Origin of the sequence: Bartonella sp. HY406 (assembly GCF_025449315.1) — a bacterium.
GTDB lineage: Bacteria > Pseudomonadota > Alphaproteobacteria > Rhizobiales > Rhizobiaceae > HY038.
The window spans coordinates 2,441,501-2,454,409 of sequence record NZ_CP104893.1 but is presented as its reverse complement, the minus strand read 5'-3'; the positions used below and the strand labels follow the sequence as shown (position 1 = coordinate 2,454,409).

11 protein-coding genes are annotated in these 12,909 nt (G+C 41.4%); 3 read left to right on the top strand and 8 right to left on the bottom strand.

The window, feature by feature from the left end; translation table 11 throughout:
- Positions 1-134 precede the first annotated feature (134 nt).
- Positions 135-1,334: an alpha/beta hydrolase gene (locus N6B01_RS10415; protein ID WP_182417705.1), complete on the top strand. Its 1,200-nt coding sequence runs from the start codon at positions 135-137 to the stop codon at positions 1,332-1,334.
- Between the two features lie 200 nt (positions 1,335-1,534).
- Here N6B01_RS10415 and N6B01_RS10410 read toward each other — a convergent pair whose 3' ends face one another.
- The 3 genes from N6B01_RS10410 to N6B01_RS10400 all read right to left on the bottom strand — a co-directional run bounded on the left by N6B01_RS10410 (position 1,535) and on the right by N6B01_RS10400 (position 5,643).
- Positions 1,535-2,101, bottom strand: a complete 567-nt coding sequence (locus tag N6B01_RS10410; RefSeq protein WP_410007264.1) for a LolA family protein — start codon at positions 2,099-2,101, stop codon at positions 1,535-1,537.
- Positions 2,102-2,306: 205 nt separating this feature from the next.
- On the bottom strand, positions 2,307-2,954 hold the full coding sequence (locus tag N6B01_RS10405; RefSeq protein WP_262078646.1) for a LolA family protein: 648 nt from the start codon (positions 2,952-2,954) through the stop codon (positions 2,307-2,309).
- A gap of 175 nt (positions 2,955-3,129) precedes the next feature.
- Complete coding sequence (locus tag N6B01_RS10400; protein ID WP_262078645.1) at positions 3,130-5,643, bottom strand: FtsK/SpoIIIE family DNA translocase; 2,514 nt, start codon at positions 5,641-5,643, stop codon at positions 3,130-3,132.
- A gap of 334 nt (positions 5,644-5,977) precedes the next feature.
- On the opposite strand from N6B01_RS10400, the gene N6B01_RS10395 reads away from it, so the two are divergent.
- Positions 5,978-6,208 carry a hypothetical protein gene (locus tag N6B01_RS10395; RefSeq protein ID WP_262078644.1) on the top strand — a complete coding sequence of 77 codons (231 nt, stop codon included), beginning with the start codon at positions 5,978-5,980 and terminating at the stop codon, positions 6,206-6,208.
- A gap of 181 nt (positions 6,209-6,389) precedes the next feature.
- Here N6B01_RS10395 and N6B01_RS10390 read toward each other — a convergent pair whose 3' ends face one another.
- The 4 genes from N6B01_RS10390 to N6B01_RS10375 all read right to left on the bottom strand — a co-directional run bounded on the left by N6B01_RS10390 (position 6,390) and on the right by N6B01_RS10375 (position 10,713).
- Positions 6,390-7,403 carry a small ribosomal subunit Rsm22 family protein gene (locus tag N6B01_RS10390; RefSeq protein ID WP_262078643.1) on the bottom strand — a complete coding sequence of 338 codons (1,014 nt, stop codon included), beginning with the start codon at positions 7,401-7,403 and terminating at the stop codon, positions 6,390-6,392.
- 49 nt (positions 7,404-7,452) lie between these two features.
- Positions 7,453-8,070 (bottom strand): 5'-methylthioadenosine/S-adenosylhomocysteine nucleosidase, encoded by a 618-nt coding sequence (locus tag N6B01_RS10385; protein WP_262080646.1) that lies wholly within the window; start codon positions 8,068-8,070, stop codon positions 7,453-7,455.
- A gap of 14 nt (positions 8,071-8,084) precedes the next feature.
- Positions 8,085-9,371, bottom strand: a complete 1,287-nt coding sequence (locus N6B01_RS10380) for an RsmB/NOP family class I SAM-dependent RNA methyltransferase (RefSeq protein WP_262078642.1) — start codon at positions 9,369-9,371, stop codon at positions 8,085-8,087.
- A gap of 274 nt (positions 9,372-9,645) precedes the next feature.
- On the bottom strand, positions 9,646-10,713 hold the full coding sequence (locus N6B01_RS10375) for an NADH:flavin oxidoreductase/NADH oxidase (RefSeq protein ID WP_262078641.1): 1,068 nt from the start codon (positions 10,711-10,713) through the stop codon (positions 9,646-9,648).
- Between the two features lie 92 nt (positions 10,714-10,805).
- Between N6B01_RS10375 and N6B01_RS10370 the strand changes: the two genes are divergently transcribed.
- The gene (locus N6B01_RS10370) at positions 10,806-11,702 is read left to right on the top strand and encodes a LysR family transcriptional regulator (protein WP_262078640.1); all 897 of its coding nucleotides are present in this window, start codon (positions 10,806-10,808) and stop codon (positions 11,700-11,702) included.
- A gap of 78 nt (positions 11,703-11,780) precedes the next feature.
- Here N6B01_RS10370 and N6B01_RS10365 read toward each other — a convergent pair whose 3' ends face one another.
- Positions 11,781-12,785 (bottom strand): 2-hydroxyacid dehydrogenase, encoded by a 1,005-nt coding sequence (locus N6B01_RS10365; protein ID WP_262078639.1) that lies wholly within the window; start codon positions 12,783-12,785, stop codon positions 11,781-11,783.
- Between the last annotated feature and the right edge of the window lie 124 nt (positions 12,786-12,909).

Below are 12,909 nucleotides of genomic sequence, written 5' to 3'. Positions count from 1 at the left end.
TCCTTAGGATTTTAAAACCTTCTTAATATTGCAACTTTTCACGTATATTGAAATTTTAAGGCCATTTGCCTTAGAAGCGTCTAAATTTTTGTGTCTTTGGCGTTTGATTTATTCAATAGATGGATTTACCAATCATGAAGTTTTTTGTTAGCCGTTTTTTATTATTGCTGGTATTTGGTGCTGTTTTAAGTGCCTGCACCGATGAACGTGCTATTCTTTGGCATGATAAAATGGCGACAGCTTCGTCAATTGCGGCATCTAAAGCTGCACTTATCCAACCCAAAAAACCAATTGCTGTTCAGCCGGTCTATGTTGCTACAAGTCGCGGTAAAGAAAATAATTTATATTTGCCTTTTGGTTCGAAACGTTCACCGCATTTAAATTTCGCACGTGTTGATGTTGGGATACCTGCAGCCCACCAAAAAGGTGCCGTGGAAGCTAATGGTAATAAGCCAAACTCTGGCGAGCATTTTGCTGCCGTTTCTATGCAAACCTACAAAGATAGGCAAGATTTTAAAAGTGCTTTAAATAGTGCTTTAGCAAATTTGCCACAAAAAAATAAAGAAATTCTAGTTTTTATTCATGGTTACAATAATAACTTTGCTGAAAGTACATTTAGAGCCGCGCAAATTGCCTATGATTATCAATTAAATGCTGTAACTGTTCACTATGCATGGCCATCAGGTGGTGCCTTAGGGCTTTACGTCTTTGATCGAGACAGCGCCGATTATGCTCGTGATGGTCTTGTTGAATTATTGCAATTAGTATCAGAAACAAATGCTAAGCAGGTTAGTGTTGTTGCTCACTCGATGGGTAATTATGTGACTATGGAAGCATTGCGTACTCTTGCGCTTAAAAAGCAACGTGGACCAATCAACCGTATTTCTAATCTATTGCTTGCCGCACCTGATATTGATGTTGATGTTTTTCAAATGCAGCTAAAAGACATTAATGGATTGCCAAAATCAACCGCTGTTCAAGTCTCTAGCAACGATAAAGCACTTACAGTTTCAGGAACAATCACCGGTGGCCACGCTCGCGTTGGTGATGGGTCGGATATTGCAATGCTAAATAAAGCGGGAATTGCAGTTTTTGACATGTCAAATGTTGATGGTGGCTCGCATGCGGTGTTTGCTTCATCACCAACACTGATGGCACTGGTGCAAGATGGTGCGCTTTCCCATTCGGTTCTTAAAGGCGATGAAGACAATGATGATAATGCAGCATTTCTTGCGGACGGTAATTCGGTAATAAAAGGCGCGCGGTCTTTTGTACAGGGAGCTGCATCATTGATACTTTATACGCCGGCGCGTATTTTAAACGTGGCAAATTAATAGGCTATTTAACTAGAGCGCCGATCTGATTGGATCAGATCGGCGCTCTAATCCATTTTCTGCACCGCGTTTTTTCTCCGAAAACCGCTTCACACTTTTTGCAAAAACGCTCTAATCAAAAAAGATAGCATAATGAGTTAAAAAAAAGCCTTTGCAAATCTAATGCAAAGGCTTTTGTATTATAAGATATTTAAGCTTTATTAGTTTCTATTTCGCTTCATGGAAATGCGCTGATAATCTATTTTAAACATGCCATCAGCAAAGCGAACGCCGGTTTTTAATTCTGTGATTTGCACTGTTGTTTCTTGGTTTTGTCGATCAATCATGGTCCATTGTCTTAATTCGTAGGTTTTGGGGTCAAATATTAGCTTTAGCTTGCCGCCGCCCATGGTTTTATCGGCAATTTCCATCACGGCAACTTTATCATTTGTAGAAAATGCTAATAATTTACCGCCGCTTAAATCAATTTGATTATCAAGCAATAATTTCATTGGCGTTTGGTTAAGCTGATAAAGATCCCATGTATCAAGCTTTTTATTGTGAATAACCACCGATTTGCCATCAGCAATCACGCGTATATCCGAGCCCTTATAAGTGAAGCGGATTTGTCCAGGGCGCTCCATGTAAAATGTGCCTTCGGTCATTTCACCTTTTGGACCAATTTGAATAAAATCACCGGTCATGGTTTTTATTGAAGCAAAGTGGTTAGCAATTTCTTGGGCTGTTACTTGTTGGCTTTTGGGCTGACTTTGAGCTTGCGCCAGCATTGGCGTAATTGAAACAGCGCTAAAAGCTAATGGCAAAGCAATAAAAGCAAGGCGTAATTTTTTCAATAATTTCATCTTCATCCTCTAAATTCTTGCTAAAGCCTTTTTGAGTGTTGTCGAGTTTGAGCAATGAAATGCTTTGGCTATTTGCAAATGTTCAATGTCAAAAAAAATCGCAAAACCGATTATAAACTAGGCTTAGATTTTATTTTTCTGGTTTTTTCATAGCAATATTTTGATAATTAATTCTAAACATTCCGTCAGCAAAACGTACATTACTACGTAAATTGGTAATTTGCACAGTGGTTTCAAGATTTTGACGGTCTATCATAGTCCATTGTTTAAGCTCGTTGGTTTTTGCATCAAATATTAAACGCAGTTTACCACCACCCATGGTTTTATCAGTAATTTCCAAAGTGGATGCATTTTTATCGCTTACGAAATTTAATAATTTGCCGCCGCTTAAATCTATTTTGCTGTCGAGCAGAAGTTTCATCGGTGTTTGGCTAAGCTGATATAGATCCCAAGTATCTAATTTTTTATTATTGATGACTACTGACTTGCCATCAGAAATGACACGGATTGGGGAATTTTTATAGGCAAAACGAATTTTTCCGGGGCGTTCTAAGTAGAATGTGCCTTCGCTCATTTCGCCTTTGGGGCTAAATTGAACGAAATCGCCAGTCATTGTGGTTATGGCAGCAAAATGATCAGCAATTTTTTGTGCTGCAGCTTGTTTATTACCTGCTTGGCTTACGTTTGCAGCATTATTTTGCGCCAATAATGGCGATGTGGCAAAGCTGCTGAATAAGACGGCGATTAAACTTGTTTTTATGAGTTGGAAACCACGCATAGAATTACCTCATTGTTTTAAGGCAAGTATCTCATATTGCCAATTAATCAAAACTCTAACTATTGGCTATGGCTGTTTCATGGCGCAAATCTGTTGACTTCGCGATTTTTCCATTTCATTTAAACATAAAAACCGTGTGATTGCCGTCTTTATGGTGTTTTATGAAATCATCTTTTTAATAATTTTCATTGCCGTCTTCTAACAATATTTCTCGTTTGCCGGCATGGTTGGCAGGGCTAATAATGCCTTCCTCTTCCATGCGTTCAATGATAGAGGCCGCACGGTTGTAGCCAATGCCAAGGCGGCGCTGAATGTAGGATGTTGAGGCTTTCTTATCGCGAAGAACAATAGCAACTGCTTGATCATAGGGATCTTCACTATTGGCCATTCCACTATTATTGCTTGAATTATCACTTTCGTCATCGCCTTGGTCTTCCATGACAGCATCAAGATATTCTGGTGTGCCTTGGGTTTTAAGGTGATTTACAATGGTTTCTACTTCATGATCGCCGATAAATGGTCCATGTACGCGTTGAATGCGGCCGCCGCCCATCATAAACAGCATATCGCCTTGGCCCAATAATTGCTCTGCGCCTTGTTCGCCAAGTATTGTGCGACTGTCAATTTTAGAAGTAACCGAAAAGGAAATGCGGGTTGGGAAGTTGGCTTTAATCGTACCGGTAATAACATCAACGGACGGGCGCTGGGTTGCCATAACTACATGGATACCTGCAGCACGTGCCATTTGTGCTAAACGTTGTACCGCGCCTTCAATTTCTTTGCCGGCAACCATCATCAAGTCGGCCATTTCGTCAATGATAACCACAATATAGGGCATGGTTGTCATATCAAAATGTTCGGTTTCAAAAACCGGCTTGCCTGTTTTATTATCAAAGCCAGTTTGCACGGTGCGTGATAGGCTTTCGCCATTTTCTTTTGCCTTTTGCAAACGCTCATTAAAGCCGTCAATATTGCGCACACCAAGTTTGGACATGTTGCGATAACGCTCTTCCATTTCGCGCACCGCCCATTTTAATGCCACAACAGCTTTTTTGGGGTCGGTTACAACCGGCGTTAACAAATGCGGAATACCGTCATAGACTGACAGTTCCAGCATTTTAGGGTCTACCATGATAAGGCGGCATTCTTGTGGTGTATGCTTATAAAGAAGTGACATAATCATGGTGTTAATAGCGACAGATTTACCCGAGCCAGTGGTACCTGCAACGAGCACATGGGGCATTTTGGCAAGATCTGCAATAACCGCATTGCCACCAATCGTTTTACCTAAGGCAAGGCCAAGCTTTGCTTTACTATCGCGATAATCACGGGTTTCAAAAATTTCACGCAAATAAACCGTTTCACGATGTTTATTCGGTAATTCAATACCAATAGCATTGCGACCTGACACCACAGCAATACGAGCAGATATAGCACTCATATTGCGAGCAATATCATCGGCAAGGCTGATAATACGTGATGATTTCACCCCCGGCGCCGGCTCAAACTCGTAAAGTGTAACCACTGGCCCCGGCCTTACATCAATGATTGCGCCCTTTACCCCAAAATCTTCTAAAACGCGGGCAAGAAGTTCGGCATTTTGCGCCAATTGATCTTTGGAAAGCGAAGCATCTTTAAAGGTTTCTTTTGGTTCAGCTAAGAACTCTTGATGAGGCAATTCAAAGCCATTGCTAGTGGTTTTTTTGGTAATGTTACTTTGCCGACCTGTATCTTGCTTGCGATCTGTGGTAAGGCTTTGCCGCGTTTCTATCGCCACGCGCTCATTATTGTTGGGCATTGCATTATGATCGCCACGCTCGTCAATGTCTTGGCTAAAGTTTGGCTCAACACGTTGGTTCGATGTTGTGGTTTGTCTTGCTGTGCGTATGTCCGTTTGCTTGTTTGATGGCTTACGCTGTTCTTTTAAGGCAAATTTTTCGGCGCGCTTTGCTTTGATCCGTGCAAAAAATGCTGATACGCGCATGAATAGATGCATGGTTAAACCAAACATCGTCACAAAGATGCCGGCACGCGGCGCATCTTCATAATCTTCAACGCGGTTGGATCGTTTAACTTCTGCTAATTTTTGGCGCTTTTTAGCTTTATTGCGCCCAATTACTGCGCCAGCATAGGCAGCGGTTATCAAAGCAAGGGGGGTAAAAACAATAGCAATAACAATATCGCGTAATGTTTTGGGCATGAAGGACAGTAATTGGTCAAAAAAGCCTAAAAACTTATCACCAACAACGCCGCCGAGGCCCATTGGCATAGGCCAACCTGCAATAGGAGGAATAGTTGCAATAGCGGTTGCAAAGAAAATGCCTGAAAGTCCCCATAGAATGATGCGGGTTATGGGCTTTGGAATATCGCGTTGCATCAGTAATAAAATTGCCCAAAAAAATGGTGGCAATAAATTAACCGGAGCTGCAAGGCCAAAAAACTGCAAGGCAATATCCGCATAGGCTGCGCCCCAAAAACCAAGCTGGTTGGTAACGGGGTTATTATTGGCAAAGCTTAATGATGGGTCGGCAAAATTCCAAGTAGCAAGAGCGGTGCCAGCAAGACCAATTAAAATAAGTAGGCCAAGACCTAAAAATGTACCAAGCTGACGAAAAAGCACATGGCTAAAGCGTGGTGCTTGATAGTCGTCTTCATCTGGTAAATTATAAGCAGAGTGCCCTTGTCTCATTTTAAAATCCTAAATGCGATCCAACCTAAAACGGTTTTAATTTTGGAAATTATAGCAAGCGAGAGTTAAGGGCAAATTAACCTAAAGTTGCGGACCAACAATTAAATTGGATTAGAAAAGACAAGAATTGTCCTTTGCAACGAATAATTTTATGCAGCTTAATCTTTTATTATTCGTGGCTTTGGGGTAAAATAAATGGCACAACCATATCTATCCATTGGATTTCACGAGAAAATTTTAGTTTTTTTGTTCGTGAAATAATGCGTTTAAATGGTTTTTTGGTGAAACGGTTTGAACACATACGCCGTAACAATTAGCCAATAAGGAAATAAGAATGATGGTTTCAAAAGAAAAACCTTTAAATATCTCCCGAACAAAAAACTATTTTTCGAAATTAGGATTATCTAGCCATCTTTTTGCATTTAACTCTCTTGGAAATAGAGTGTGTCATTGTATCACTTATAATTATTTACCGAAAGAAGATTGGGCTGTTTTTATAGTGAGAGAGGAAATCGATATGACGTTAAAGAATTCGCTAATGAAGATGATGCATGTAGATATTTAATCGATACCGTCATTTCTTCTTTTTTGCACCATATAAATACTTCAGAAGAAAGTCGCAAAAATGGAAAATTTATATTTTCTGATGAGTTCCCTTAGGAATATAAATTAATAATTATTGATGGTCTCACAAAAATTATTGTGTTTTTTAAGATCAAATCCGCAGCCGATATTGTTGAATGTAATCAACCGCTCTTTAAGGCATCGCCCCATTCAAGGCGGCGCGCCTGTTTAAATAAATCACCGTCACGGCGCGTAATTTGGCGTATTTCAACATTGCCTTTATCAGTGCAAAGCTTAAAAGCAAAGCGGCCACTGCTTTTTTGTGGATTGCTTAAAATACGCGCTTCAATCGGTTGTGGTGCAAAACGCGACGCAACAAGATAGCAAAATTTTTCATCTTCATAAGGGACTTCTGCTTGCTTGGTAAGGCGATGAAGTTTTGAGCGTGCGAGGCGCACCGAAAAATGACACCAATCCTCTTGGGTTTTGCTGTCAATTTTTGCATTTAATTGAGTTAAAGGGCAGGGGGCTAAATGTGCGCAAGGGGCAGCAATAAAGGCACCAAGCTTTTCAAGGTTTTGCCGCTGGCGTAAAATGCGTTTCCAACCTGCGGGCGTGCCGGGTTCAATAATCACCAATGCACCTGCACATTTTTGCCAAAGGCTGCTTATCAACCTATCTTGCTGTTCATCGTGCAATTCATCAAGAACAAAACCCAAGGTGACAAGGTCAGCAATTGGCAGAGCGTCAAGAGCTGCTTGTTTGCTTAAATCCTCATGGCACCATGTAACCGTTTGATTGGTATGGCTGGTTTTTTGGCATAATTGCTCGCCAATTTTTTGGATGTCACCACTTTGCTCAAAAAGGCTTATATTTTCAAGGGTTTCAAAAACTTCGCGCGCCGCAAAAAATACTGTTCCGGGTCCAGAGCCCGCGTCAAGCATAGTTTTAGGAGCAAAATCTCCGAGCACAGCATAAGCTTCATCAAGCGCCTTATAGGTGGCGGCAAAGGTTGCCGGTAGCCGTGCAGCAATATAGGCTTTTGCCGCCATGGAACTATCAAGATGCATGCGGCCATCGCGTGTTTCAGTACGATAACGCTGGCTCAATCGTTTTGAGGCATTGCTCAACTCGTTGATTGAAACATTGGCTAAAAGCTCTTCACCAGCTTGCCGCAAGTCTGCAGGTAGTTCCATTTGGATTCAAACTCAATTTTAAAAATGAAATGGTTTAAAATGAAATAGCTTAAGTTTTTGCAAGCACATTCAATAATTCATTGACGCAATTGGCTAGCTTTTCATCAATTATATGGAGATATAGCTGCCAATCGTCAATATGGTTGATTTCATGTTTGCCATCAGAAATACCGCGCAAACCAATAAGCGGCAGATTAAATTGTTGGCATGCCCGCAATACTGCATAGGTTTCCATGTCAACCATATCTGCATCAATCTCATTATAGGCACTGCCTGAAACAACATTACCGCCGGTTGATAGCCGAGCTTTTGGCAGGTTGTTTAAAAAGCATGGCAATTCTATTTCTTTTGGCAGGTCTAAAAATGGCGTTAAGCCTTTTTCAACGCCAAATGCGCTCGCATCAATATCGCGCCAAGAAACCGACGCTACTTGATAAACGCCCGTTTGATGCAAATTTTGTGCGCCGGCAGAGCCAAGAGAAATGACATAATCGGGTAGGCAATTTTGTGCGCTTAAGTTTGATAATGCAATGGCGGTATTTACGGCCGCTTCAACTGGCCCAACACCTATAAAAAGCGGGGTAAAAATCTGTTTTAGCTTTTCCCCATATTCAGCTTGAGCTGCCATGAGAAACAGAAATTTTTTACCCGCTTTTTCAGTTAAAATTGCCTTTATTGCCATTATGCTTTCTTTTCAAGGACGCTGATATAAAACCCATCTGTCTGCGTGCTTTTAGGTGACAAAACAATACCATGCTTTGAAAAATGTGGTGCTGGGCTTTTGGCCGACATGCGCTTTTGCCATAGGTCTTGCATATCGATTTTTTGCAAATTGGGTTCACGTGCCAAAAGACTGGTTATTTGCTCATCATTTTCAGGCGCAAAAAGTGAGCAAGTAATATAAACAAGGCGGCCATTATCTTTGACAAACTCAAGGGCATTATCAAGCACTTGGCGTTGCTCTTCAACGCGGCGTTCTAGCTGTGTTTCAGTAAGGCGCCATTTCGCGTCTGGTCGGCGGCGCCATGTGCCAGTACCTGTGCATGGTGCATCAACCAATACACAATCCATTTGGCCTTTTAATGGGGTTAATTCTTTTAGATTAGCATGGGCTTGGCTATTGCGCACGCCGGCACGGCGCAAGCGGTCAAAAATTGGCGCAAGACGGCTTTTTTCCGCGTCATATGCGTGAATTTGGCCACGATTATCCATTTGGGCGGCAAGGGCCATGGTTTTACCACCAGCGCCAGCGCAATAATCAAGAATTTGTTCATGGCCGTTAGCATCAACCAAGTGAGCTGCAATTTGCGAGCCAAGGTCTTGCACTTCAAACCAACCTTTTTGGAAAGCCGGTTCAGCTTGCACATTTGGGTGGCGGCCTAGTCCTTCAATGGGGGCAATGCGAATTGCTTCATCATACCAGTCAACTGGCTGAGCATGTGTTTCTGCTAGCTCTTTCAACACGCGTTCGCGATTAGATTTTAAACTATTAACGCGCAAATCAAGTGGCGGGCGCTCGCCAAGGGCCGCGGCCTCTTTAATCCAACTATCGCCAAATAGGTCTCGGAAATAAGTTATAGACCATTGTGGAATATCAGCTTGTATATAATCGGCAGCATCAGCAAGATTGGCATTTTGCCAATGGTTGCGTGTGTCTCCATCCAATTGTTCTGGCGCAAAACGGTCATCATGCAATGCAGCATCAAGGGTTGCAAAATTCATACCGCCTTCGCTCATTAAAGCGCCAAAAGCTAATTTTTCAATACTATTATCGCCCATGCGATAAGCAATGGATAGACGGCGACGCAAAGCATCATAAACGATATTACCTATTGCAGCCCTGTCGCCAGATCCTGCAAAGCGGTGGGAAAGTCCCCAATCTTTTAATGCGTCAGCTGCAGGACGTTTGCGTGTCTCAATATCTTTTAAAACTTCAATCGCTGCTTGAAGACGGCCGCCCAATCGCATTTTTTTATTCCTACCTTTATCAATGATGTGATGTTACTCGTATCACTGCTTTACGACTTACAAACTACGCATTTATAAAGCATTGCAGTTTATAATTTTTATTCATGTTTGCTATAATGAAAAAATGGAATAAGGGCAAGGGCTGAGAAATTGGTTATGGATATCCTTTTTGCTGTGTAAAGGGTTGAGTAAATAATACCTCCATAAGTGCTTTTTGTTACAATATAGTCAAGTATTCATGGCATTCATGGAGGCGTAGGTTTCAAAAAATATATTAAAAAGCGCGATTATAGGATTTTGGCACGAAATCTATAGGGCTAAAATCTGCACCTTTTTGATTATATTGGGCGTTTAATAGCCAATAGGGATCGCGTAATAAGCCTCTGCCGACCGCAATAAGATCAGCTGCATTGCTACTTAACACAAAATCAGCAACCTGCGGATCATCTAACATGCCAACCGCAATAACCGGAACGCCCGTTGCTTGTTTAACCGCATCTGCAAGATATACCTGATAACCAGCATGAAAAGTTGGTGTATGGTTGGGGTCTAATTTACCGTCTCCGCCACCGCTCACATGAAGAACATCTGCGCCGGCTGCAACAAAACGTTTGGCAACTTGGCATCCATAATCAACATCAAATCCATTTTCGCCATATTCTTGTGCTGATATTCGTACAAAAAGGGGCATTTCAGCCGGCATAACCTCTTTTGCAGCTTTAATAACCCGCTCACCAAATAGCATTTTGTCTTTGCCATATTCATCATCGCGAAGATTCATTTTAGGCGAATAGAATTGATGAATGAGATAGCCATGGGCGCCATGCAATTCAATGGCATCAAAGCCAGCTTCAACAGCGCGTTTAACGCTATTGCGAAATGCTACCACTATTTCATCAATTTCATCAATACTCAATGTGTGGGGCATTTGATAAGACCATTTGCCATCCCCTGCGTCAGCACTTCCATCATATATCATGGCTGAAGATGAAACAACATTGGTTGTGCCAAGCGCTTTGCGTCCTGCATGGGCAATTTGGATGGCTATTTTTGCGCCTTGTTGATGGGCAGCATCAACAATTGGTTTAAATGCATCTCTTTGTTCATCATTCCATAAGCCTAGGCAATTAGGTGAAATACGCCCATTGGCGGCAACATTGGTCATTTCAACAATGATAAGTCCAACACCGCCAACAGCGCGCGATGCATAATGAATATGATGCCATTCATTAGGCATTCCATCCTGTGCTTGATATTGACACATTGGCGGCATAACAACGCGGTTTTTTAAATCAAGGTTTTTAATATTATATGCTGTATTGAGATAACGCAATTTTGCCATTTGAATTAATCCTAACTAAAAATAAATCTGCTTGAAGCCTATCCCAGCTGCTGTTATCAGTAAAATAAATGATTTGTATAATTGGTATAAATATGGATAATATCAAGACGCTTGATCTTAATTTATTAAAAGCTTTAAATGCACTTTTAGAAGAGTGTAATGTTACAAAAGCAGCTAATAAATTATCACTGACGCAACCTGCGGTGAGCAGCATGTTAAATCGATTGCGTGACAAATTTAATGACCCATTATTTGTGAGAAGTTCGCATGGCATCGTGCCGACCGACCGCGCCTTAAGCTTGGCAGCGCCGGTTAAGCAAATTTTGTCTGACATTAATAAGCTCATTCAACCGGTGGTTTTTGATCCAGCATTTTTAGATGTAACCTTCAAAATTGCCGCCAATGATAATGATATGCAGGTGATTGGGCTTCCCTTTATTCTTGCATTAAAAAAAATTGCACCACGGGTAAATCTTTCTTTTATTTCTTACCACCATGTTGATGTGCAATCGATGTTGGCGCGCGGTGAACTAGATCTTATTTTAACCGACCCAAAAAATTCACCACCATTATTACGTAGTCGTATTATTTATCATGAGCGTTATGTTTGTTTGCTGCGTAAAGATCACCCTATGGCGCACAAACAAAAATTGACGCTTGATGAGTTTTGTTCACTTGAACATGTTTTGGTGTCGAATGATGGTGGGCAATTTTATGGCGTTAGCGATGAAGCATTGGCAAAAATTGGTCGTAAGCGCCGAGTGTCATTATCCGTAACCAGCTTTTTAATGTTACCTAGTATTTTGCAAAAAAGTGATTTTATAACCGTTGCGCCCGAGCGACTGGCTAAAAGCTTTACCAATTTAGCATTGCTACCGCCACCTTTGGAGATTAGCGGCTATACAAAAATTATGGCATGGCATGAACGTAATCATCACGATCAGATACAAAAATGGCTGCGCCAATTAATGCTACAGTCATTTTCGTAATAGCTAATGCGTTTTTTAGTGAACGTGATTTTCTGGCTTTTCAAATATCCAAATCGCCTGTTTTGATTGAAATTGGCGTTAAGCGCGGGTTGGGAGAATGCGGTCTGGTGGGCGATGATGATCGACAAATGCGCGGATATTGATAATGACTTTTTCGCCCATATCAATCCGGCTTTCAATGGTTGCTGAACCCATATGGGGTAGTAAAACCACCCGACCACCTTTGGCAAGCTCAAGCAAGCGTGGATTAATGGTGGGCTCATTTTCAAATACATCAAGACCAGCACCAGCTAAGTGATCATTTTCAATTGCGGTGATAAGTGCTTCTTCATCAATTAACTCACCACGCGCGGTATTAACAATATAAGCACTTTTTTGCATTGCTTTAAGTCGCTCGGCTGAAAGTAAATGGAATGTTGCAGGTGTTGATGGACAATTGATGGATACAATATCCATATTTTTGAGCATCTCGTCGAGATTTTCCCAATAGGTTGCACCTAAAGCATCTTCAATAGCGTTATTGGCGCGACGGCGATTATGATAATGAATGGAAAGCCCAAAGGCGCGTGCGCGTCTTGCAACGGCTGTACCAATGCGTCCCATGCCAATTATACCGAGTTTTTTACCCCAAATTCGCCGGCCTAGCATCCAATTTGGTGACCAACCGGGCCAAAAATTTCCAGATTTACTGTTTAAAACATTAGCACCCTCAACCAAACGCCTTGGCACTGAAAGAATAAGTGCCATAGTCATATCTGCGGTGTCTTCCGTTAAAACATTGGGGGTATTGGTAACAATAATACCACGGCTAGTGGCTGCAGCAACGTCAATATGATCAGTGCCATTACCAAAACTTGCGATAAGTTTTAATTGTGGTCCTGCTTTTGTAATTAATTCAGCGTCAATGCGATCATGAATCGTTGGAACCAAAATTTCCGCAATTTTTATTGCTTCAATCAATTGGCTTTTAGTCATTGCTTGGTCTGGCGCAAGACGGACGTCAAAAAGCTCTCCCATTCGCGTCTCAATCGGATCAGGTAATTTACGAGTTAAAACAACAAGTGGCTTTTTTTGATCGCTCATTCCGTATCCCAAATGTTTAAATTAAAAAATTATACAATTTAATCAACCTGTTAAGTTGAAAAGAACGTCCGTATATTTTAAAGATGCCTGTTAATAAAAACTAACAATAAACAAAGATCATATA